The organism is Rhodococcus sp. MTM3W5.2 (assembly GCF_001984015.1).
Lineage (GTDB): Bacteria > Actinomycetota > Actinomycetes > Mycobacteriales > Mycobacteriaceae > Rhodococcus_G > Rhodococcus_G oryzae.
This window is the reverse complement of sequence record NZ_CP019572.1, coordinates 2443967-2467591: the sequence shown is the minus strand read 5'-3', so window position 1 is coordinate 2467591 and position 23625 is coordinate 2443967. Positions and strand designations below refer to the sequence as shown.

Here is a 23625-nt window from a genome sequence, read left to right as displayed (position 1 = left end):
ATGTCTGAAATCGCAACCGCATTCGCCGACGAGGTCGTGACGAACGCGTTCACCAAGCTCGTGTCCGTTCCCGGCATCGAGGGTCAGGTCGCGCTGATCACCCTCGACAACGGCTTCGACCACACCAAGCCGTCGTCCTTCGGCCCCGGCGGACTCACCGCACTCGACGCCGCGCTCGACGAGGCCTTCGCCGCGAACCCCACGGCGATCGCCATCACGGGCAAGCCGTTCATCTTCGCCGCGGGCGCGGACCTCAAGGGCGTGCCGTCCATCACCAGCCGCGAGCAGGGCCTCGAACTGGGCCGCCTGGGCCACAAGGTGTTCCGTCGCCTGCGTGAGTCCACCGTCCCGACCTTCGCCTTCGTCAACGGAGTCGCGCTCGGCGGCGGCCTCGAGGTCGCGCTGCACAGCCACTACCGCACCGCATCCGAGAGCGCGGGCGCGCTCGGCCTGCCCGAGACCATGCTCGGCCTGGTCCCCGGCTGGGGCGGCACGCAGCTGCTGCCGAACCTGATCGGCGCCGACAAGGCGGTCACCCTCGTCATCGAGAACCCGCTCAACAACGGCCGGGTCATCAACCCGAAGAAGGCCCTCGAGCTCGGCGTCGTCGACGCGGTGTTCGGTTCCGCCGACTTCATCGAGCAGTCCCTCGGCTGGGCCGCTCAGGTCCTCGCGGGCGAGATCACCCCGGCCCGCCAGGAGATCGACCGCGGTCAGGGCTGGGACGACGCCATCGCCCGCGCGAAGGCCATCGTCGCAGGCAAGACGAAGAACAACGCCCCCGGCGCGGTCAGGGCGATCGAGCTGCTCGAGCTGGCCCGCGGCACCGACCTCACCGATCCGGCCTCGCTGGACGCCGGCTTCGCGGCCGAGGACGAGGCGCTCGCCGACCTGCTTATGGCCGACGAGCTGCGTGCCGGCCTCTACGCCTTCGACCTGGTGAACAAGCGGGCGAAGCGTCCCGCAGGCGCGCCGGACAAGTCGTTGGCGCGCAAGGTGACCGGCGTCGGCATCATCGGCGCCGGCCTGATGGCCAGCCAGCTCGCGCTGCTGTTCGTGCGCCAGCTCAAGGTCCCGGTGATCCTCACGGACATCGACCAGGAGCGCATCGACAAGGGCGTCGGCTACGTCCACACCGAGATCGACAAGCTGCAGGGCAAGGGACGACTGTCCGCCGACGCCGCCAACCGCCTCAAGGCGCTGGTCTCCGGCTCGCTGGACAAGTCGGCGTTCGCCAAGACCGACTTCGTCATCGAGGCCGTCTTCGAGAACCTCGACCTGAAGAAGAAGATCTTCGCCGAGCTCGAGGACTTCATCGCCCCCGAGACGATCCTCGCGACCAACACCTCGTCGCTGTCGATCACCGACATGGCGGCCGACCTCAAGCACCCCGAGCGCGTCGTCGGCTTCCACTTCTTCAACCCCGTCGCGGTGCTGCCCCTGCTCGAGATCATCAAGGGCGCCAAGACCGACGACGCGACGCTGGCAACGGCTTTCGCCACCGCCAAGACGCTGAAGAAGTCGGCCGTGCTGTGCGGCGACAAGGCCGGGTTCGTCTTCAACCGCCTCGTCACCCGCACCCTCGGTGAGGTCATGACCGTGGTGGACGAGGGCACCCCGTTCGACGTCGCGGACAACGCGGTGGGCGAGCTGGGCATGCCGATGAGCCCGTTCACGCTGCTGGCCCTCGTCGGTCCCGCGGTCGCGCTGCACACCGGCGAGACCCTGCAGGCCGCGTACCCCGAGCGGTTCACGAGCTCGCCCGGACTCGAGGCGCTCGTCGAGGCCCGCAAGCCCGGCGTGTGGACCTACGGCGAGAACGGCCAGGTCGTCGACCCCGAGGTCGCCGCGCTGTGGCCCCAGGGCGACAAGGCCTCCACCGCCGAAGAGGTCCTCGAGCGCACGCGTCGCGCGTTCGCCGAGGAGATCGCGATCATGCTCGATGAGGGTGTCGTCGCGGCGGCCGAGGACATCGACCTCTGCCTGATCCTCGGTGGCGGCTTCGGCTTCTGGAACGGCGGCATCACGCCGTACCTGGACCGGACCGGCACCTCGGAGGCCGTGAACGGCAAGCGCTTCCTGGCGCAGGGCGTCGCGAGCGTCTAGACCAGACGGCACACGTCACGAAACGGGCGCGGCGCGGGAAATCTCCCGTGTCGCGCCCGTTTCGCGTGTCGGGCCACCTGCCGCGTCGCCGCGTCTGTGACCTGCGGAAATACTCGAATCCCCCCGTTCCTGGCGTTCGACGGGATCCGGACACACGCCTCCCCCACCACGTTTTGGGGGATTCTGCACCGATACAGCGTTATGGTGCAGAGTGCCCGTGAACGGCGGCCGTGCATGGCCGCACCGACGAAAGGCCATAACAGAATGCGAGTCAGACGTCTCAGGGGTGGGAGGGCCGTCTCGAGGCTCAAACGCGCAATGCTGGTGTCAATGGCGATCGTGCTACCGCTCGGGGTGTCGGTAGCAGGTCCGGTCGGCACCGCGAACGCGGCGTTCGATCCGAACTTCGGGTACGACTTCTGGGTCGACAGCGACATGGGTCCGATCAAATCCCGGATCTTCCGTGCCGCGGACGGCAACAGGAACCGTGTCGTGTACGCCCTCGACGGGATGCGCGCCCGCAACGACCTCAACGGCTGGGAGATCGAGACCAACGTCGCCCACGCGCTGACCGCCGCGAACATCAACGTCGTGATGCCGGTCGGCGGGGAGTCCAGCTTCTACGCGGACTGGAACGCGCCGAGCACCTGGCTCCCGGGCGACCTCGGGTCCTCCACAGGCAGCTCCGGCGGGTCGTCGGCGCTGGGCAGCTCGGATGCCGCGGCCGACGTCGACGGCAAGGCCAACACCTACAGGTGGGAGACCTTCCTGGCCCGACAGCTGCCGCGCGCGCTGGCCGACCGGGAAGGGTTCCGCTCCACCCGCAACGGCGTGTTCGGCCTGTCGATGGGCGGTAGCGCGGCCCTGACGCTCGCCGCCTACCACCCGCAGCAGTTCAGCTTCGCCGGGTCGTACTCCGGCTTCCTCAACAACTCGGCGCCCGGCATGCGCGAGGCACTTCGCGTCGCGATGGTCTCGGCCGGCGGCTTCAACATCGATGCGATGGCGCCGCCGTGGGGGCCGCAGTGGCTGCGGATGGATCCGTTCGTCTTCGCGCCGATGCTGAAGGCGAACAACACCCGGTTGTGGATCGCTTCCGGCAGCGGACTCCCCGGCCCCGGCGACGTCAGCGATGCCCTCGGCGTCGTGCAGGCCGTTCCGTTGGAGGCGTTGGCACTGGCCAACACCCGCGCGTTCGAGGTCCGGATGGCCACCATCGGCGCAGGCAACGCCCACTACGACTACCCGGCCACGGGAGTCCACAACTGGAAGAACTGGGAGGACCAGGTCCACCGCATGATTCCCGACCTGTCGGCCAACATCGGCTGATTCGTCCCCAGGAGTTCTCGCGGATCCGCGCCCCCGGCACCTCGCCCGGGGCGCGGACCCGTTTCCGGGGCCGAGATAGTTAGGTTAGGCTCCCCTGTATGCGTTCATTTCTTCGTCTCGGCATCGCCGCCCTCGCCGCCACCACCCTGGTCGGCTGCGCCTCCGACACCGCGAACTCCGGCGACGCCGCGGCAGGCGACGGCACCTACCCGGTCAGCATCGACAACACCTTCGGCACCACCACCCTCGAGGCGAGGCCGGACCGACTCGTCACGATGGGCTGGAACGCCCAGGACGTGCTCTACGCGCTCGGCCTCACGCCCGTCGGCCAGCCGAAATACGTGTACGGGGCCAGCCCGAACGGCGTGATGCCCTGGGCCGAGAAGTACTACGACGCGGACAAGACCACCCTGTTCGACGATCCACAGGCGGGCGAGCCGTCCATCGAGACACTGGCCGCACTGGCCCCCGACGCGATCCTGGCGCCGTACGAGGGGTTCGACCAGGCCTACTACGACAAGCTCAGCCGGCTCGCCCCCACCGTCGCCTATCCGGGCAAGGCCTGGCAGACCACCTGGCAGGACCAGACCAGCATCATCGGCGAGGCGGTCGGCAAGCCCGACGAGGCGCAGGGCCTGATCGACGGACTGGGGAAGACCCTGGCCGACACCGGATCCCAGCACCCCGAGTTCGCGGGAAAGACCCTCGCGGTGGTGAACTTCGACACCGGCGCGGGTGAGGCCAACGTCTACCTGCCGACGGATCCACGGGTCCAGGTCCTCACCGAGCTCGGCTTCGTCAACGCCCCCGGCGTGGAGAAGCTCGCCGCGGCCAACGAGAGCGGCAAGTTCTACCAGGACATCTCGCTGGAGAACGTGCGCGACATCGATGCGGACGTCATCGTGGCCTTCACCGACGGCGCGACTGATCCGCTCGGCAACCCCGCCATCGCCTCACTCGGGGCGGTTCAGCGCGGCTCGGCCGTCCTCCTCAGCGATCAGCAGGTCATCGCCGGACTCAGCAACGTCAACGTGCTCAGCATCCCGTGGGTGCTCGACAAGATCGTCCCGCAGCTGTCGGAAGCGGCGAAGCGCGCGGGCTGAGGTCTCGCCACCTACATGCGGCCCCCGACGCCACCTGTCGGGGCGATCTGCTCGATGGTGGCGAGATCGTCGGGAGTCAGGTCCAATTCGGCCGCGGTGACGTTCTGGTCGACGCGCTGCGGGTTGCGGGATCCCGGAATCGGGACGACGTAATCCTTGCGGGTCAGCAGCCACGCCAGTGACAGCTGCGCGAGCGTGGCACCCTTGCTTCCTGCCAGTGCGGTCAACTCGTCGACGATGGCGATGTTGGCGTTGAAGTTCTCGGGCGCCCACCAGGGGATGTACTGACGGAAGTCGTTGGCGTCGTAACTCTGGCGGGAAGCTACCGCGCCACTGAGGAAGCCCCGAGCCAGCGGTGAATAGGCGACGAACCCGATACCGAGCTCCTCGAGGACGGGGAACAGGGGTTCGACGTCGCGCGCGAAGATCGAGTACTCGGTCTGCAGCACCGAGATCGGGTGAACCGCGTGCGCGGCGCGGATGGTGGACTCGTCCGCTTCAGACAGCCCCAGATACTTGACCTTGCCTGCCTCCACGAACTCTTTCATTGCGCCGATCACGTCTTCGATCGGGATGTTCGGGTCGGGTCGATGCTGGTAGAGCACGTCGATCGTATCGACGCGAAGGTTGCGCAGGCTGGCCTCGACCACCTCGCCGATGTGCTCCGGGCGGGAGTCGAGGCCGAAGGAGTGGGTGAAGCCGAACTTCGTCGCGATGACCACGTCGTCGCGGATCGGCGCCAGGGCCTGCCCGAGCAGTTTCTCGCCTTTGCCCCAGCCGTACATCTCGGCGGTGTCGAACATCGTCACGCCGAGCTCGTAGGCCTTTCGGATCGCGGCGATCGACTCGGTGTCGTCGGTGGGGCCATAACCCGTGGCGGTACCCATCGCCCCGTAGCCGAGAGCGCCAGTGGCAAGGCCCTGCCGGCCGAGAGTGCGCGTGTCCATGATGAAGCCCTTCGTCTTATGTCACGATGCGTCAATTGTGTCAGCCTATGACACTTTCGGCACTGTACGCTTCCATCGTGGGAAGTTCATCGAATCCGGGCCTGCGCGACATCACGCGCAAGGCCGTGCGTACACGGATCGCCGAGGTCTCGATCGACCTGTTCGCCCAGCAGGGTTTCGATGCGGTCACCGTCGAGCAGATCGCCGCCGAGGTGGGCATTTCGTCCCGCAGCTTCCACCGCTACTTCCCAGCCAAGGAGGACGCCGTCATCGGCGACCTCGTTCCCTGGGGCGAATTCGTCCGCGACGCCTTCGCCGCGCGGCCGGCCGATGAACCGGTCTGGGATTCCCTGCACGCGGCCTTCGAAGCCCTACTGGCTCAACCGAACACGGACGAACAACGAAGCAAGAGGACCATGCGCGTTCTGACGAGCGCAGCGTCCCTACGCGCTCGCAACCTCGAGAAGCACATGCTGTGGGCAAGTCTGCTGACTCCGCTCGCGCAGGAGCGACTCACCGGCGATCTCGCGGGTCTGCGAGCACAGACGCTGGTTCAGGCGTCGCTGGCCTGCTTCGACGTTGCGATGACCACCTGGGCCGGGCCTGACGAGACCATGGACGCCGTGGAACTGCTCCGTCGATCTTTCGCCACGCTCGCGCCCAGGAATCCGGCATAGGGCCGACTACAGCGCGCTAGGTAAAGCCCGCCCCGGACCGCGACCCCCACAAGGAGGCCGCGATCCGGGGCGGCGTTATTCGACAACATCGCACCCGCATCGGCGTAGCGTCCACATTGTCCCGGGTGCTGCACGACGCAATGGGGCGTCGACCGCGGGGCGCGCTAGGGGTCAGAGATGGCACAGAGCGACACCGCCTTCGGCGGCACCGGGTCGGGCGCGGCGAAGGCGGACGTCGCCCACGCAGTGATGTTCGCGGGGCAGCAGCGCTCGGCGGCTTCCTCTTCGGATACGACACCGCGGTCATCAACGGCGCGGTGGGCGCGATCCGCGATCGGTACGACATCGGCGCGGCCGGAACGGGACTGTCCGTCTCTCTCACGCTGCTCGGGGCCGCGCTCGGCGCGTGGATAGCCGGCGAGGTCGCCGACCGCCTCGGGCGCATCCGGGTGATGCGGATCGCCGCAGTGCTGTTCATCGTCGGCGCCCTCGGTTCCGCCTTTCCGTTCAGCATCTACGACCTCACAGCGTGGCGTGTGGTCGGCGGTGTGGCGGTCGGTGTCGCATCGGTGATCGCGCCCGCCTACATCGCGGAGATCTCCCCCGCCGCGATCCGGGGCCGTCTCGGATCGATGTATCAGCTCGCCATCGTCCTCGGCATCGCCGTCTCCCAACTCGTCAACTACGCGCTGTCTTCGTCGGCGGGAGGGGCGAGGGGCGAGCTGGCCGGCATCGAGGCCTGGCAATGGATGCTCGCGCTCGAGGCGGTCCCCGCGGCGCTCTACCTGATCATGACGTTCACCATCCCCGAGTCGCCGCGGTTCCTGGTGGCCCGCTCGCGCGACGAGGACGCCAGGAAGATCATCTCCCGGCTGGAGGGCGGTGACCACGACGCGGTGACCCGGCGGATGAACGAGATCCGCGACTCGCTGAGCGAACACCGGACCAAGACCACCGTCCGCGAACTGTTCTCGAAGCGACTCGGCGTGGCGCCGCTGGTCTGGATCGGCATTGCGCTCGCCGCGCTGCAGCAGTTCGTCGGAATCAACGTGATCTTCTACTACTCCAGCACGCTCTGGCAGGCCGTCGGCTACGGCGAGGACAGGTCCCTGTTCATCAGCGTTGTCAGCGCGCTGGTCAACATACTCGGCACCTTCATTGCGATCGCGGTCATCGACAAGATCGGCCGCAAGCCTCTGCTGCTGGTCGGCTCGGTGGGCATGGCCATCTCGCTGGCCATCACGGCGGCGTGCTTCCACACCGCCACCATCACCACCGACGCCGATGGCGACTCGGTCGCGACGCTCAGCGACACCAACGGCATGATCGCCCTGCTGGCCGCCAACGCCTTCGTGTTCTTCTTCGCGTTCTCCTGGGGGCCCGTGGTCTGGGTGCTGATCAGCGAACTCTTCCCGAACCGGGTCCGCGCGGCTGCGGTCGGCATCGCCACCGCAGCCAACTGGGTCGCGAACTTCCTTGTGTCGTCGACCTTCCCCGCGCTCGCCGACTGGAACCTCTCGTTTACCTACGCCGGGTACGCCGCGATGTCCGTGATCTCGTTCTTCGTCGTCCTGCGGTTCGTCAAGGAGACCCGCGGACGCACCCTCGAGGCGGCCGGCTGACCATCAGCCCCGGACGGACGTCAGATCCGGGCGGTGGCCGTCGTGGCGACGATCCGGAACGCCGCGGGGGCGGCATCGGTGTTGGTCGGGTCGGGACCGGCACCGGGCGTACCGAGCGAGACCTCCGGGATCTGACGGGGGCACCCGACAGCGGCGCCATCTCCCGCCAGATCGGTTGCGCCTCCTGGAGTTCGAGAGCCAACGCGATCAGCCCGGCCTCATCCCATGGCCGGCCACCGAGCTGAACGCCGAACGGGATGCCCGTCTCGGCCGATCGACCCGCAGGAATGCAGAGTGCAGGCGCGCCACTGTAATTCGCCCACTCGACGTCGCCGACCACGTTCTCCGGACGCTTCACACCGTCCAGCTTCGTACCGGGAAGCAGCACACAGTCGAGCCGGTTGTCCGCGAGCATTCGGTTGTACGCACGCTGATACTCGGCCCGTGAGCGCTGGAAGTCCCAGTACTCGGCGACGGGTGCGGCCAACATCGCGATGGCGCCGCCCATCATCGCCGCGGACATCGGCTCGTAATCGGCTGTCCGGTCAGAGAACTGGCGGTGGTAGGCCCCGGCCTCGATGTAGTCCCCCGGGAGCATTCCCTCCGGCAGCGGGGGCATCTCGACGCCCACGATCTCCCCACCGAGCTCGCGCACGAGTCCGATGAATCCCTCGAAGACCGTGGCCAATGCGCCCGGCAATGCCTCGCCGACACCGCTCGGAAGACCGAACCGCTTACCCGCCAGAGGATTCCGCCCGCCGCGGGCGACGAGAGGATATCCGCCCTCTGGCAGAGCAGGCGCGGTCGCGGTCACCGGGTCCTGCGGGTCGAATCCGGCCATGAAGCCGAGCAGCAGTGCCGCGTCGGCGATGCTGCGGCCGATCGAACCGACGTGATCGCGGCTCCAGATCCCGGGGATCACGCCGTAGCTGCTACACAGACCGTAGGTGGGCTTGATGGCGCTCACCCCGCACACCGACGCGGGCAGGCGAATGGACCCACCCGTATCCGTGCCGGTGGCGAGCGGCGCGAACCGTGCGGCCACAACCGCGGCACTACCGCCCGAGGAACCACCGACGGACGCGGTTGTGTCCCAGGGATTTCCGACCTGCGGGGTGCACGATCCGATCGCGAACTCGTGGGTGTGCGCGTGACCCATCAGGACCATGCCCGCCTCGCTCATGCGCTGCCACACGGTGGCGTTGCCCGCGGCGATATTGCCCTCGAGCACCCGGCTCGACGCCGTCAGCGGCAGGCCCTCCACCGCGAACAAGTCCTTGAGCGCGATGGGCAGGCCGCACACCAGGGGCGCCGCGCCGTGGCGCTCGACCTCGGTGGCGGAAAGACGCTGAGCCGCCCGGTCCGCCTGTGCATATGCCAGCTCCGGATAGATCCGAACCCAGGCCGACACCTCGCCATCCAGGTCTGCACTGCGAGATAGGCACGCGTCCAACAACTCTCGGGGATGCAGCTCGCGGGTCTGCAGCAGACTCGCCGCTTCGACCGCACTCAGCAGAGCAGGATCCGTCGGGATGATCGAACGCGATCTGCCGGTCCGCTCCCCCTTCGCCAAAACGACCGCCCTTGTGGTCATCCGAACCCTCTCACCGTCAGAACGCGACGGAGGCAGAGCGGTACCCATGCGAAATTTCCCCCCAATTGGTTAGCGATTTGCACCAATCTAACTGATTCGGGGGTCCCGCACTTCCAATTCAGACTTTTGAGACACGTCGGCACGAACACCGACGACCCAGCCGGTGATCTGGCGGGCCAGATCCTGAGCCGTGAGACCGAGTTCCTTGAGGATCTGATCTCGCGACGCGTGGTCCAGGAACCGTTGCGGCACACCTACATCCCGCGAGGGCGTGTCCACCCCGGCGGCGCGCAGGGCCGCCGACACGCTGGAACCGATGCCGCCGTGCAGTCCGCTGTCCTCGACCGTGACGACCATGCGGAAGTCCGCGGCGAGCGCGACCAACGCCTCGGACACCGGCAGCACCCAGCGCGGGTCGACGACCGCGGCACTGATGCCCTGCTGCTCGAGCCGGACGGCCGTCTCGAGTGCCACCTCGGCGAAGGGGCCGACAGCGACGATCAGCACATCACCCGTGCCCGCCTCCGGCATGCGCAGCACATCCACCGTGCCGCCGAGTCGCTCGATCGCCGGGATATCCTCGGCCACAGCGCCCTTCGGGAATCGCAGAGCGGTCGGGCCATCGCTGACCGCGAGCGCCTCCGCGAGCTCCTCTCGCAATGACGCCGCATCCCTCGGCGCGGCGACGCGGATGCCCGGCACGATCCCGAGCAGCGAGAAGTCCCACATGCCGTTGTGGCTGGCCCCGTCCGGACCGGTGATCCCCGCCCTGTCGAGCACGATTGTCACGGGCTGGTCGAGCAGCGCCACATCCATCAGCAACTGGTCGAACGCGCGGTTGAGGAAGGTCGAGTACACCGCGACCACCGGGTGCAGCCCGCCGAGGGCGAGGCCCGCAGCGGAGGTGAGCGCGTGCTGTTCGGCGATACCGACGTCGAACATCCGGTCCGGGAACCGCTCGCCGAAGGCGGCGAGGCCGGTCGGCCCCGGCATCGCCGCTGTGATCGCGACGATGTCCTGGCGGCGCTCGGCCTGGGCGACGAGTTCCTCGGAGAACACCGAGGTCCAGTCCGCGGCGGGCTCGGAGGTCGACCGTCCGGTGAGCGGATCGATGACGCCGGTCGCGTGCATCTGATCGGCGACGTGGTTCTCCGCGTGGGCGTAACCCATGCCCTTTCGCGTCACGGCGTGCACGATCACCGGCCCACCGAAGGACTTCGCCCGACGCATCGCCGACTCGAGGGCGGCCTCGTCGTGGCCGTCGACCGGACCCAGGTACTTGATGCCGAGGTCGGTGAACATGACCTGCGGGCTCACCATGTCCTTGATCCCGGCCTTCATGCCGTGCAGGAGTTGGTACGCGGCGCGCCCCACCCACGGCATCTTCTTGACCATTCGCCGACTGTTGTCGAGAACCTTCTCGTAGCCCGGCTGCAGCCGCAGCGCCGCGAGGTGATCGGCGAGCCCACCGATGGTCGGCGCATAGGAGCGGCCGTTGTCGTTGACGACGATGACGACCGACCGATTGCGGCCCGCCGCGATGTTGTTGAGTGCCTCCCAACACATTCCGCCGGTCAACGCGCCGTCGCCGACCACGGCGACCACGTGCCGGTCCTGCCCGGTCAGCTCAAAGGCCTTCGCCAGACCGTCCGCGTAGGATAACGCGGCGGAGGCATGGGAGGACTCGACCCAGTCGTGTTCGCTCTCGGCGCGGCACGGGTAACCGGACAGTCCACCCTGCTTGCGCAGCGAGTCGAACTGGTCCATCCGGCCGGTGACCATCTTGTGCACGTAGGCCTGATGACCGGTGTCGAAGATGATCGGGTCGGACGGCGAGTCGAAGACGCGGTGCAGCGCCAAGGTGAGCTCGACGACGCCCAGGTTCGGCCCGAGGTGGCCGCCGGTGGCGGAGACCTTGTGGACGAGGAATTCACGGATCTCCGTGGCGAGCTCCCGCATCTCGGCGGGGCTCAGCGCGCGCAGATCGGTGGGCGCCTGGATTCGAGAAAGGACACCCAACGAGATCGCTCCCTCCAGAGACACAGCAAAAACTGCGTGAACACGGCGTCGACACCGTGCCGACCGACCCAGTCTACGGAGTCCGCATCCGACAACTACCCGACGTCCCGTCCACCCGCGCGGCGCGGCGGCGCTGCCTGCTCATTATGCCGAACTTCGGTGACCGAGGTCACCGCGGTGGACCTAGGCTGAGCCCCATGCGCAACGTCGTGGACGGCCTCATCGGGGAAGTGTTCGCACGGTGCCGGGAGAACCGCACCGGAGCACTCGCCGACTACATCCCGGAACTCGCCGCCGTCGCGCCCGACTCGTTCTCCCTGTGTATCGCGACCTCGGACGGCTACGTCTACGAGTCGGGCGACGCGCACACCGAGTTCACCATTCAGTCCATCTCGAAACCCCTGACCTACGGTCTGGCACTGGCCGACCGCGGCCTGAGCGCGGTCGGCGAGAAGATCGATGTCGAACCGTCCGGGGAGCCGTTCAACGAGATCAGCCTCGACCCCGTCACGGAGCGGCCCCGTAACCCCATGATCAACGCGGGCGCGATCGCGGCCGCCTCGCTGATCGACGGGGACGATGCCGAGCATCGATTCGAGCGACTGCGCCGGTGCTACTCCCGCTACGCGGGCCGCGAGCTCGCGCTCAACGAGGCGGTCTACCGGTCCGAGGCGCGAACCGGTCACCGCAACCGCGCCATCGGACACATGCTGCGCTCGTTCGGCATCATCGAGGACGACCCCGACGCGGCCGTCGACCTGTACTTCAGGCAGTGCTCGATCGACGTCACCTGCCGCGACCTCGCACTGATGGCTGCGACGCTGGCCAACAACGGGGTCAACCCGGTCACCCATGAGCGGGCCCTTGCGCCTGACCTCGTCGAACGGGTCCTGAGCGTGATGACCACCTGCGGGATGTACGACGCCGCGGGCGACTGGGTGACGCAGGTGGGCCTGCCCGCCAAGAGCGGCGTCGGCGGCGGCGTGCTCGCGGTGTTGCCCGGTCAGATCGGGATCGCGGTGTACTCGCCGCGCCTCGACGCCCACGGCAACAGCGTCCGCGGGTCCAGGCCTGCCGGGAGCTCTCGAAGGAACTCGAGCTGCACTTCCTGCACGTGACGCGCGCGGCCCGCTCCGCGGTCAGGTCCAGCTACTCGGTCGCGGAGGCACCGTCGAGGCAGCGACGCGGGCAGGCCGAACGCGAGTCGCTCGAAAAGTTCGGGCGGCGCGCGCGGATCTACGAATTGCACGGTGACCTCCTGTTTGCGGGCACGGAGACCGCGGTGCGCGAGATCACCGCGCAGAGCGACGAACTCGAGGCGGTCGCCGTCGACGTCCGGCGGGTGGACGACGTCAGCGGGGTCGCGGGCAGGATGCTGTCGGACCTGTACGACGACCTCGGTGTCAAGGGCTGCCAGCTCGCGCTTGTCGACCCCGAGGGCCGGCTGGGGCACACCACCTCCGGGCTTGCTCCCGCCGCAGGCGGCCGGGTCTTCGTCGACCTCGACTCGGCCCTCGAGTGGTGCGAGGACACCCTCCTGGATCGGCACTGCGCGGGTGACCGGCTGCCGGAGTCGATCACGCTCGCCGAGCACCCCCTGTTGTCGGCGCTCAGCGTCGAGCAGTTCGACAGATTCGCTGGCGAGCTGGAGATCAGGACCGTCGCCAAGGGCGAGCTGATCGTGCACCGCGGCGATCCGGCGGCGGGCCTCTTCCTGATCCTCGCCGGACGGGTGAGCAACACCCTGCAGGGGCCGGACGGGGTCCCCCACCGGATCACCACACTCGCACCGGGGATGACGTTCGGCGAGATGCCGTTGCTGATCGGGGAACGGTTCCTCGGCGACGTGCACGCCGACACCGATGTTCGATTGGCGGTGCTGCCGCCGGACCGTTTCGCCCGCCTCAGCGCCGACGCACCCGGCCTCAAGGTGGCGCTCCTCGAGCAGTTGGCGGCGGGCGCATATGCCCAGATGGAGGCCGCGATCCGGTCGCTGGCGCCGCGCGGCCGCCTGGGCTGAACCGCCCGTCAGCGAGTCGATCCCGCCCGAATTGTCGGACCCGGCACCTACGCTCGAAACCACGTTGCCGTCGACCGCAGGATCGGAGAAGGTACATCACATGACCTTGAACGCAGGACTCGCGATCGAAACCCACGGACTGGTCAAACGGTTCGGATCCAACGTCGCGGTCGATGGTGTCGATCTCGCGGTCCCCTCCGGCGGCGTCTACGGCGTCCTCGGCCCCAACGGGGCCGGCAAGACCACCACCATCCGGATGCTGGCGACCCTGCTCGAGATCGACGGCGGCAGCGCAAGGGTGCTCGGACACGACGTAGCCAAGGAAGCGGACACCGTCCGCAGCAAGGTCGCCCTGACCGGTCAGTTCGCCTCCCTGGACGAGGACCTGTCCGGAACCGAGAACCTCGTACTGCTGGCACGGTTGTTCGGCTTCTCGAGGTCCGCCGCCAAGGCCAGGTCCGAACAGCTGCTGACGGCCTTCGACCTCGTCGAGGCGGGACCGCGCCAGGTGAAGACGTTCTCGGGCGGGATGCGCAGGCGCCTGGACATCGCGGCCAGCATCATCGTCACACCGGAGCTGATCTTCCTCGACGAACCGACCACCGGACTCGATCCACGCAGCCGCAACCAGGTCTGGGAGATCGTCCGGGCCCTGGTCGCGGGCGGCACCACCGTGCTGCTCACCACCCAGTACCTCGACGAGGCCGATCAGCTCGCGGACCGGGTCGCGGTGATCGACCACGGCAAGGTCATCGCGGAGGGCACCACAGGTGAGCTCAAGGCCTCGGTCGGGTCCGGCGCCCTGCACGTGCGCGTCGCGGATCAGACCAAACGGGACGCCGCGGCCGTCCTGCTCGGCGACGTCCTCGGCGTCGAGATCACGCGGGAATCCGATCCGGCGGCGCTGACCGCGCGGATCGAGGACCCGCAGCGGGTCGCCCGCGCCCTGCCCGCACTCGACGACGCGGGGATCTCGGTGACCACCTTCGCGCTCGGACAGCCCAGCCTCGACGAGGTGTTCCTCGCGCTCACCGGCCGGCCGGCCGAATCAGAAGACGACCAGGAATTCGTGAAGGAGACGGCATCATGACATCGACCTCCGTGCAATCCCCGTCGGTTGCGCCGGCGGTGAGCGACGTGCTGCAGCTCTCGGGGCCGCGGCCGGCACGGCCGAACGCGCTGTCGACGTCGCTGTCCTTCGGGTGGCGGGCGCTGCTGAAGATCAAGCACGTGCCCGAGCAGTTGTTCGACGTGACCATGTTCCCGATCATGTTCACGCTGATGTTCACGTACCTGTTCGGCGGTGCACTCGCCGGGTCCACCGAGGCCTACGTGCAGTTCCTGATCCCGGGCATCCTGGTCCAGACGGTCGTCATGATCACCATGTACACCGGATTGACGCTGAACAAGGACATCGAGAAGGGCGTCTTCGACCGCTTCCGGTCCCTGCCGATCTGGCGGCCCGCGCCGCTGGTCGGTGCCCTCTTCGGCGATGTGGTCCGCTACACGATCGCCTCGGTGATCGTGATGGTCCTCGGACTGATCATCGGGTTCCGGCCGCAGGGCGGGTTCGTCGGCGTGGTGGCCTCCATCGCGCTGCTGCTGCTGTTCTCGTTCAGCATGTCGTGGGTCTGGACGATGTTCGCGATGCTGATGCGCACCGAGCAGGCGGTGATGGGCGTGTCGATGTTCATCCTGTTCCCGCTCACGTTCGCGAGCAACATCTTCGTCGACCCCTCCACCATGCCGAGCTGGCTGCAGGCCTTCGTGAACGTCAATCCGATCAGCAAGTTGGTGACCGCGATCCGCGGGTTGATGGCGGGCACCGTCGAGCTCGGCGATCTGGCCATCGTGCTCGGCTGGTGTGCCGGTTTCATCGTGATCTTCGGGCCCATCACGATGCGCCTGTACAACAGGAAGTCGTGACCCCGCAGATGAAATCGTCCGTCACCGTTCTCGGCCACGGCTCGGCGGCCGCCTCCCCCGACATCATGCGGATCACGGTGTCCGTTGAGGCCCGCAGGCCCGACGTGACCGGTGCGTTCGAACGGGCTGGGCACGCGGCTCATGCGGTGTCCGGGGCGCTCCGCGCGGCCGGAGTGTCCCCAGCGACGTCTCCACCACGGGACTGTCCGTGCACGCGGACACCGTATGGCAGGAGAACCAGGGCCAGCAGGTGGTCGGCTACATCGCCAGTACCGCATTGTCGGTGACGCTGCGCGATCTGTCGGACCCCGGTCGGGTCATCGCCGATTGCGTCGGCGCGGGCGGGGACGACGTCCGGCTCGGCGGTCTCGAGCTGGGGATCGCCGACCAGGCCGGGCTGCTGAGTCAGGCAAGGGACGCGGCCTTCGCCGATGCCCTCGCGAAGGCGACACAGTACGCGGGCCTGTCGGGGCGCGAGCTCGGCAAGGTCGTCGAGGTCTCCGAGGACGTCGACTCTCCTCCGATGCCGAGGCCGATGGTGCGGGCGATGAAGGCGTCCGCCGATGCCATGCCGATCGAACGCGGCGAGACCGAGCTGTCGGCGACGGTGCGGGTGCGCTGGACCCTGATCTGAACCCCCAAAAAGTACTCGTGACCTGCATCACCTGTGCCGAAGATCTCGTTCCCATAGTTTGGGAAGGTGCGGGTCGGTCGGCGACACTGGTGTCGTGATCCCCTACCTCGTTCTTTCCTCGGTACTGATCGCGCTCGTGGGCGTGGTCGTCATCGGCCGCCGGACCAACGGCGGACAGGCCTTCAACCTCGACCAGTTCCGCTCGCAGGCTCCGCTGGCCGGCGTCCTGCCCGCGGACCACCGCCCGCGACGCGAGTACCACGATCTGGTGGCGGCGTACATCAATGCCGACGTGTTCCGGGCGGCCTGAGCCGGCCGTCATCTGAGCCACGACGCAGTGCGGCCCACCCCGATCGGGGTGGGCCGCACTGTTGTGCCGTGTCCCGGACTGTGGCGTGTCCCGGACTGTGGCGTGTCCCGGACGGGCCGACTAGACCTTCTCGTACTCCACGTCCGCCACGGACGGCTTGAGGTCGATCGTGGTACGCAGCGGCTTGTTCGGCAGGAAGATCACCGCGATGACGGTGACCACCGCAACGGCCGCCGCGATCAAGAAGATCCGACCGGTCGCATCGCCGTAGGCCATCCGGATCACGTCCTGCACGGGGGCTGGCAGCGCCTTCAGGTTCAGGTTGCCACCGCCACCGGGCGTGTGCGAGTCGATACCGAGCTTCGCGAATCCCTCCGCGGTGAGGTCGGTGACCCGGGTGGCCAGCACCGAACCGAGCACCGAGACACCGATCGCGCCGCCGAAGGTCCGGAAGAAGGCGACCACACTGCTGGCGGCGCCGATGTTGTGGACGCTCACCGTGTTCTGCACCGCCAGGACGACGTTCTGCATCAGCATGCCGGTGCCGAGACCCAGCAGGGCGATCATCAACCCGATCAGCCACATGTGCGTCTCGTGGTCGATCGTGCTCAGCAGCAGGAAGCCGATGAGCTGCAGGATGGAGCCCGCGACGACGAAGCCCTTCCACTTGCCGAACTTGGTGATCAGCTGGCCGGAGCCGACGGTGCCCACCAACATGCCGAACACCATCGGGATCGTCAGCAGGCCGGCCTCGGTCGGGGTGTGCCCGCGCGCGGTCTGGAAGTACTGACCGAGGAACGTGGTGGCACCGAAGAGTCCGACACCGACCGCGACCGACGAGATGATGGCGAGCGCGGTGGTCCGCTCGGTGACGATCTTGAGCGGGATGATCGGCGAGGTGGCCTTGCTCTCGACGAAGACGGTCGCGATCAGCAGCAGGACGCCGATGCCGACCAGCGCCGCGGACTCGGCGGAGATCCAGTCGTAGTAGGTGGCCTTGCCCGCGAAGGACACCCAGATCAGCAGCACCGAGACGCCCGCCGTCAGCAGGGTCGCGCCGAGCCAGTCGATGGTGACGCCCTCCTTGCGGTCGGTCTCGATGTGCAGCGTCTTCTGCAGCAGGACGAGTGCGATCACGGCGAGCGGGACGCAGACGAAGAAGCACCAGCGCCAGCCGAGCCCATCGGCGATGACGCCGCCGAGGACCGGGCCGCCTGCCATCGACACCGCCATGACCCCACCCATGTATCCGGAGTACCGGCCGCGATCGCGCGGCGGGATGATGCTCCCGATGATGGCGACGACGAGCGCGGTCAGGCCGCCCATGCCGATGCCCTGGATCACGCGGGCGCCCAACAGGACCGGCACGTTCGGGGCGAAGCCTGCGATGATCGAGCCGATCACGAAGATCACGATCGCCGACTGGACCAGGACCTTCTTGTTGTACAGATCGGAGAGTTTGCCCCAGATCGGCGTCGATGCCGCGGTGGCCAGCAGCGCCGTGGTGATGACCCAGGCGAACTGGGTCTGGCTGCCGTTGAGATCACCGATGATCGTGGGCAGGGCCGTCGAGACGATCGTCGAGCTGAGCAGTGCGGTGAACAGCGCCGCGAGCAGCCCCGCGAGGACCTCGAGGATCTCGCGGTGCGTCATGAGCACCTCCTCGCCCGGCGGGGCGGCGTGGCGCGGCTTGTTATCGGTTTCGGTCATAGGTGTGTTCTCCCCTGGTTCTGAGAAACGGCGTCGGACACGGCTCTCCGTACCGGCGGGGTCATGAAGGTGTGCTTGAGTCGACGGAGCGAGGTCACGGCCTCGTGAGCCTCTTCCTCGCTCCATTCGCCCAGCAGGGTGCGTAGACGTTCGGCCCGGCGTTCTCTGTTCGCCCTCAGCAGCTCTGTCCCGGACTCCGACAGCCGCACGAGCGAGACCCTTCCGTCTTCCGGATCGGCGTGCCGCTCGACGAGCCCGGCCTCCACCAGATCCGCGATCTGTCGACTCAACGACGACTGACTGACGCACAGGTTGGAGGCGAGCTCCATCTGTCTGCATTCGCCGACGGTGGCGAGCACGTGCAGCACCCCGAGAAGAGCGGGCGGAAGTCCGCTCGTCTCGGCGCCGCCGAGAATATTGCGCAATGCCCTCCCGAAGAGAAAGACCTCCTCGACGAGGTCCTCCGCGGTGGCGGTCTGCACGGCCATGGGCTCCCCTGAACAGAGTGATTGATGCTTGCAGTCTGCAACTATATATTGGTTGCATTACCCATGCAATTTATTTGCCACGAGACTTGGGTCACGTCCGGACGCCGTGACGCCGGTAAAATCGGTGGTGCACACGATCATGTGTGAGTGGATCACCACCACCCGGAGCGGAGGTGAGATCACATGATGTGGCAGGAAATGATGGACATGTTCATGTCCTGGATGCAGCAGATGGGCTGGCAGATGCCCATGATGCCGATGAAGTGACCCCCGGCCAGGGTCCGCGCCCGATCGACCGCTACCGCACCAGCAGCGCGAGGCACTCCACGTGATGGGTCATCGGGAAGGCGTCGAAGGCGCGCACCTGCTCGAGCCGGTACCCCTGCGCGAGGTACAGCCCGACATCGCGCCCGAACGCGGCCGGATCGCAGCCGATGTGGATCACCCGGCCCGGGCCGGCGTGTGCGAGCGCCTCGATGACCTCACGGCCCGCCCCGGACCGCGGCGGGTCGAGCACCACCGCGCCCACCGGAACCGGCAACTCCCCGACCACCTTCTCCACCCGGGCCGCCCGCAGGTGCACCTGCCCGAGATCCGCCAGCGCACGCCTGCCGTCGTCGACCGCGCCGCGGCCCGACTCGACCGACACCACCTCGCCGTCCGGCCCCACCTGGTCGGCCAGCTCGGCGGCGAACACGCCGACCCCGCCGTACAGATCCCATGCGATCGAGCCGGGAGCGGCCTCCGCCCACTCCCCCACCACCGTCGAATAGGTCTGTGCCGCACCACGATGCGCCTGCCAGAAGCCGGTCGCCGACAGCTCCCACGAACGCCCACCGACCCGCTCCACGGCGCGGCCGCTGCCCTCCACCACGTGCTCGCGGCGCGGACCCGCCTGTGCGGCGCGCCTCGCGGTGGCACCGCGTCGGCCCGGACTGCGGCGGCCGGTGCTCGAGACCTTCGCGGGCTCGATCTCCACCACGTGTCTGACTCCGTCGCCGTCGACGGTCACCTGGATCTCGCCGCCCGGCCGCCAGTCCCGCTCGGCCAAGCCCTGATACGTGCCCAGTACCGGCTGCGGACACAGCAGGTCGGTGATCACCTGGGAGCTGCGGTAGCCATGGAAACCAGCCCGGCCCGCAGGGTCGACCGCGAGCCGGAGCCTTGTTCGCCACCCGGTGCCGTCTCCTGTGCCGGGCAGCTCCTCGACCTCGACCTCCCGCTCGACGCCTGCGATCCTCCGGAGCTGCTCGGCGACCACCGAGGACTTCATCGCGCGCTGGGCGTCCGGGGTGGCGTGCGAGAAGTCGCAGCAGCCGGCCCCGCCGGGCCCGGAGATCGGGCATCGCGCCGTCACTCGCGCCGGTGAGGCCTCCACGATCTCCACTGCGTCCGCTCGGCAGAACGAGCCGCCGCGATCCTCGGTGATCTCGGCCCGGACGAGCTCACCCGGCAACCCGTGCCGGACGAACACCACCCGGCCCTCGTGCCTGGCAACACAGAAGCCGCCATGACCCGGATTCCCGAGCCGAACCTCGATGCTGCGGCCGTACCAGCTCTCGCTCACCGACCGTTGTCCTCCGCGGCATCGAATCCACGCCTGGTGCCGCCGGGCACCGCCTGGATCCGTTCGCGCTTGGCCCGTTCCGAGGAACTGAGCTGCCACGGCACGCTCGTGACCATCACGCCCGGCTGGAACAGCAGGCGGCTCTTCAGTCGCAGCGCACTCTGGTTGTGCAGGATCTGCTCCCACCAGTGCCCGACCACGTACTCGGGGATGAACACCGTCACGACCTCACGGGGCGAATCGCGTCGCACTCGCTTGACGTAGTCGAGGACCGGCTTGGTGATCTCGCGGTAGGGCGACTCGATCACCTTGAGCGGCACGGTGATATCGCTGTTCTGCCATTCACGGACCAGCGCCCGGGTGTCGGCCTCGTCGACGTTCACCGTGACCGCCTCCAGAGTGTCCGGCCGGGTGGCGCGGGCGTAGGCGATGGCGCGCATCGTCGGCATGTGCAGCTTCGACACCAGCACGATCGAATGGGTCCGACTCGGCAGCACGCCGTCCCACTCCTGCTCGTCCAGCTCCGCCGCAACGCTGTCGTAGTGCCTGCGGATCGACTTCATCACGATGAAGATCGCGACCATCGCCACGATCGCGATCCAGGCGCCTGCCGCGAACTTGGTGATCAACACGATGACCAGAACGGTGGCCGTCATGGCGAGGCCGATGGAGTTGATGATGCGCGAACGCTTCATGCGCCGCCGGGCCGCGGGATCGGACTCGCTCTTCAGGTGCCGGGTCCAGTGCCTGATCATGCCCGTCTGGCTCAGCACGAACGAGACGAACACGCCCACGATGTAGAGCTGGATCAGCTTGGTGACCTCGGCCCGAAGAAGACGACGAAGGCGATCGCGGCGCCGGACAGGAACAGGATGCCGTTGCTGAAGGCCAACCGGTCTCCGCGCGTGTGCAGCTGTCGGGGCAGGTAGCGGTCCTGCGCGAGGATCGAGCCGAGGACCGGGAATCCGTTGAAGGCGGTGTTCGCCGCGAGCACCAGGATCAGCGCAGTGACGATCGCGATGAAGTAGAAGCCGATCGGGAAACCCGAGAACACTGCCTCGGCGATCTGTGCGATCAGCGTCTTCTGCTGATAGCCCTCGGGCGCTCCGGTGAGCTGCTCGGCCGGGTTGTGCGCGTACACGATCCCGATCTTCTGGGCCAGCGTGATGATGCCCATCAGGAGGACGATCGCGATGGCGCCCAGCAGGAACAACGTGGTGGCCGCGTTACGGGACTTGGGCTTCTGGAAGGCAGGCACCCCGTTGCTGATCGCCTCGACGCCGGTCAGCGCCGCGCAACCCGACGAGAATGCGCGGGCGATGAGGAAGGCGAACGCGATCCCGTAGAGCTGGGTGTTCTCCGCGTGCAGGTCGAAGCCCGCCGACTCGGCCTTGACGTCGTCGCCGAGCACGAAGATCCGGAACAACCCCCACCCGAGCATCAGGAACATGCCGACGATGAACGCGTAGGTGGGAATGGCGAACGCGGTCCCGGACTCTCGGATACCGCGCAGATTGATCGCGGTCAGGATCACGATGGCGGCGACCGCGAACAGCACCTTGTGAGTGGCGACGAACGGCACAGCGGAACCGATGTTCGACGCGGCCGAGGAGATCGAGACGGCCACGGTGAGCACGTAATCGACCATCAGCGCGCTGCCGACCGTCAGGCCCGCCGTCGGCCCGAGATTCGTCGTCGCCACCTCGTAGTCGCCACCGCCCGAGGGATACGCGTGCACGTTCTGCCGGTAGCTGGCCACCACGACCGCCATCACCGCGCAGACGGCAAGGCCGATCCAGGGCGTGTACATGTACGCGGAGATGCCCGCCACGGACAGGACGAGGAAGATCTCCTCCGGCGCATAGGCGACCGAGGACATCGCATCGGAGGCGAAGACCGGCAGCGCGATTCGCTTGGGTAGCAGTGTGTGCCCCAGCTTGTCGCTGCGGAACGGTCTACCTACCAGCAGCCGCTTGGCAGCGGTCGAGAGCTTTGACACCGGCAAAGCGTAATCCGTCCGAACCGATCCAGTGCTATCCGCCGCCCAGTTCGCCAAATCGCGATGTGCGCGGACGCCGCCGAACCGGGGACGGTACCGTTCGAATCGATGGTCTCCGCCGCCGCGGCGACCGCGACACACGTCGGAAAGCCGACGAGCGGAGGCGAACGGTGTACGTAGTCGTGATGGGGTGCGGCCGGGTCGGATCGGCCCTCGCGGCCGGGCTGAACCGGATCGGCCACGAGGTCGCGATCATCGACCGCGACCCCGACGCGTTCCGACGCCTTGACCCCGGATTCACCGGACACCGCGTCGTCGGCATGGGATTCGACCGCGACGTCCTGCTCAAGGCAGGCATCGAACGGGCCGAGGCCTTCGCGGCGGTCTCCTCCGGCGACAACTCGAACATCATCTCCGCCAGGGTGGCCAGGGAGAACTTCGGTGTGAGCCGGGTCGTCGCCCGGATCTACGACGCCAAGCGTGCGGCCGTGTACGAACGCCTCGGCATCCCCACCGTGGCCACGGTGCCGTGGACCACCGACCGCTTCCTGCACCATCTCACCCGCGAGAGTCACACCACCAAGTGGCGCGATCCCTCCGGCACCGTCGCGGTCGCGGAACTCGATCTGCACGAGGACTGGGTCGGCCACCAGGTCACCGAGCTCGAGGAACACACCGGGTCCAGGGTCGCCTTCCTCATCCGTTTCGGCACCGGGGTGCTCCCCGACCGCCGCACGATGATCCAGGCCGACGACCAGGTGTACGTCGCCGCGGTCTCCGGGACCGTCGCCGAGGCGGTCGCGCTGGCCGCAACCCCACCGCCCGCGGACTCCTGATGACCACCGTCCCTCAGGCGTCGCCGACCGCGGCGCACGATTCGACCACAGACCCGAACGGATGGACCCGATGAGAGTCGCAATCGCCGGAGCAGGCGCGGTCGGCCGATCGATCGCCCGCGAGCTGATCCGAGGCGACCACCACGTGATGCTGCTCGAGCGCAATCTCGAACACGTCGATCCCGAGGCGATCCCGGACGCCGTGTGGGTGCACGCCGATGCCTGCGAGCTGGCCCTGCTGGAGTCCGCCGAACTCGAGTCCTACGACGTCGTGATCGCCGCGACCGGCGACGACAAGGTCAACATCGTGGTCAGCCTCCTGGCCAAGACCGAGTTCGCCGTGCGGCGAGTCGTCGCCCGGGTGAACGACCCCCGCAACGAATGGCTCTTCGACGACTCCTGGGGCGTGGACGTCGCCGTGTCAACGCCGCGGATGCTCGCCTCGCTTGTCGAGGAGGCCGTCTCGGTCGGCGACCTGGTCCGCTTGATGACCTTCCGGCAGGGTCAGGCGAACCTGGTGGAGATCACCCTGCCCGACGACACCGAACTGGCAGGCAAGCCGGTCCGCAAGATCCAGCTGCCCCGCGACGCCGCCCTGGTGACCATCCTGCGGGGCGGTCGGGTGATCGTCCCGCAGCAGGACGACCCGATCGAGGGCGGCGACGAGCTGCTCTTCGTCGCCTCCGTCGAGGTCGAGGACGCGTTGCGCGCGGCGGTCGGCGTCAAGCGCTGATACAA

At 67.9% G+C, this 23625-nt stretch carries 15 protein-coding genes and 4 pseudogenes; 12 read left to right on the top strand and 7 right to left on the bottom strand.

Annotated features, from left to right (window positions below; translation table 11 throughout):
• From BTZ20_RS11380 to BTZ20_RS11370, 3 genes are all read left to right on the top strand, one after another.
• Complete coding sequence (locus tag BTZ20_RS11380; RefSeq protein WP_077041434.1) at positions 1-2106, top strand: 3-hydroxyacyl-CoA dehydrogenase NAD-binding domain-containing protein; 2106 nt, start codon at positions 1-3, stop codon at positions 2104-2106.
• Positions 2107-2370: 264 nt separating this feature from the next.
• Positions 2371-3435 (top strand): alpha/beta hydrolase, encoded by a 1065-nt coding sequence (locus BTZ20_RS11375; RefSeq protein WP_077041433.1) that lies wholly within the window; start codon positions 2371-2373, stop codon positions 3433-3435.
• Positions 3436-3533: 98 nt separating this feature from the next.
• Positions 3534-4538 carry an iron-siderophore ABC transporter substrate-binding protein gene (locus tag BTZ20_RS11370; RefSeq protein WP_077041432.1) on the top strand — a complete coding sequence of 335 codons (1005 nt, stop codon included), beginning with the start codon at positions 3534-3536 and terminating at the stop codon, positions 4536-4538.
• 11 nt (positions 4539-4549) lie between these two features.
• On the opposite strand, the gene BTZ20_RS11365 is transcribed toward BTZ20_RS11370, so the two are convergent.
• Entirely contained in the window at positions 4550-5485 is a 936-nt protein-coding gene (locus tag BTZ20_RS11365) for an aldo/keto reductase (RefSeq protein WP_077041431.1), read from the bottom strand.
• A 26-nt stretch (positions 5486-5511) separates the two neighbouring features.
• Here BTZ20_RS11365 and BTZ20_RS11360 point away from each other — a divergent pair, with 26 nt between their 5' ends.
• On the top strand, positions 5512-6162 hold the full coding sequence (locus tag BTZ20_RS11360) for a TetR family transcriptional regulator (RefSeq protein WP_189636637.1): 651 nt from the start codon (positions 5512-5514) through the stop codon (positions 6160-6162).
• A gap of 177 nt (positions 6163-6339) precedes the next feature.
• Positions 6340-7784 (top strand): annotated as a pseudogene (locus BTZ20_RS11355) (sugar porter family MFS transporter).
• Here BTZ20_RS11355 and BTZ20_RS11350 read toward each other — a convergent pair.
• Both BTZ20_RS11350 and dxs read right to left on the bottom strand, forming a co-directional pair.
• Positions 7744-9195 (bottom strand): amidase, encoded by a 1452-nt coding sequence (locus tag BTZ20_RS11350; protein ID WP_262982566.1) that lies wholly within the window; start codon positions 9193-9195, stop codon positions 7744-7746. The pseudogene BTZ20_RS11355 and the gene BTZ20_RS11350 overlap by 41 nt on opposite strands.
• Before the next feature lie 270 nt (positions 9196-9465).
• Positions 9466-11397 (bottom strand): 1-deoxy-D-xylulose-5-phosphate synthase, encoded by a 1932-nt coding sequence (gene dxs / locus BTZ20_RS11345; RefSeq protein WP_077043639.1) that lies wholly within the window; start codon positions 11395-11397, stop codon positions 9466-9468.
• Positions 11398-11594: 197 nt separating this feature from the next.
• Between dxs and glsA the strand changes: the two are divergent.
• From glsA to BTZ20_RS11320, 5 genes and pseudogenes are all read left to right on the top strand, one after another.
• Positions 11595-13417: pseudogene (glsA, locus tag BTZ20_RS11340) on the top strand (glutaminase A).
• A gap of 100 nt (positions 13418-13517) precedes the next feature.
• Positions 13518-14507: an ATP-binding cassette domain-containing protein gene (locus BTZ20_RS11335; RefSeq protein ID WP_077041429.1), complete on the top strand. Its 990-nt coding sequence runs from the start codon at positions 13518-13520 to the stop codon at positions 14505-14507.
• Positions 14504-15343: an ABC transporter permease gene (locus tag BTZ20_RS11330; RefSeq protein WP_083742628.1), complete on the top strand. Its 840-nt coding sequence runs from the start codon at positions 14504-14506 to the stop codon at positions 15341-15343. The genes BTZ20_RS11335 and BTZ20_RS11330 overlap by 4 nt, the downstream gene beginning before the upstream one ends.
• Positions 15344-15351: 8 nt before the next feature.
• A pseudogene (locus tag BTZ20_RS11325) lies at positions 15352-15977 on the top strand (SIMPL domain-containing protein).
• A gap of 94 nt (positions 15978-16071) precedes the next feature.
• Positions 16072-16287, top strand: a complete 216-nt coding sequence (locus BTZ20_RS11320; protein WP_077041427.1) for a hypothetical protein — start codon at positions 16072-16074, stop codon at positions 16285-16287.
• Between the two features lie 120 nt (positions 16288-16407).
• On the opposite strand, the gene BTZ20_RS11315 is transcribed toward BTZ20_RS11320, so the two are convergent.
• From BTZ20_RS11315 to BTZ20_RS11300, 4 genes and pseudogenes are all read right to left on the bottom strand, one after another.
• Positions 16408-17997, bottom strand: a complete 1590-nt coding sequence (locus tag BTZ20_RS11315; protein WP_077041426.1) for an MDR family MFS transporter — start codon at positions 17995-17997, stop codon at positions 16408-16410.
• A complete protein-coding gene (locus BTZ20_RS11310; protein ID WP_077041425.1) occupies positions 17994-18485 on the bottom strand; it encodes a MarR family winged helix-turn-helix transcriptional regulator in 492 nt (163 codons plus the stop codon). The genes BTZ20_RS11315 and BTZ20_RS11310 overlap by 4 nt, the downstream gene beginning before the upstream one ends.
• Positions 18486-18783: 298 nt before the next feature.
• Positions 18784-20052, bottom strand: a complete 1269-nt coding sequence (locus tag BTZ20_RS11305) for a class I SAM-dependent RNA methyltransferase (protein WP_077041424.1) — start codon at positions 20050-20052, stop codon at positions 18784-18786.
• Positions 20049-22051 (bottom strand): annotated as a pseudogene (locus BTZ20_RS11300) (APC family permease). Before BTZ20_RS11300 ends, BTZ20_RS11305 begins: the two are co-directional and overlap by 4 nt.
• A gap of 170 nt (positions 22052-22221) precedes the next feature.
• Between BTZ20_RS11300 and BTZ20_RS11295 the strand changes: the two are divergent.
• Both BTZ20_RS11295 and BTZ20_RS11290 read left to right on the top strand, forming a co-directional pair.
• The gene (locus BTZ20_RS11295) at positions 22222-22887 is read left to right on the top strand and encodes a potassium channel family protein (RefSeq protein WP_077041423.1); all 666 of its coding nucleotides are present in this window, start codon (positions 22222-22224) and stop codon (positions 22885-22887) included.
• 70 nt (positions 22888-22957) lie between these two features.
• Positions 22958-23620: a potassium channel family protein gene (locus BTZ20_RS11290; RefSeq protein ID WP_077043638.1), complete on the top strand. Its 663-nt coding sequence runs from the start codon at positions 22958-22960 to the stop codon at positions 23618-23620.
• Positions 23621-23625 lie beyond the last annotated feature (5 nt).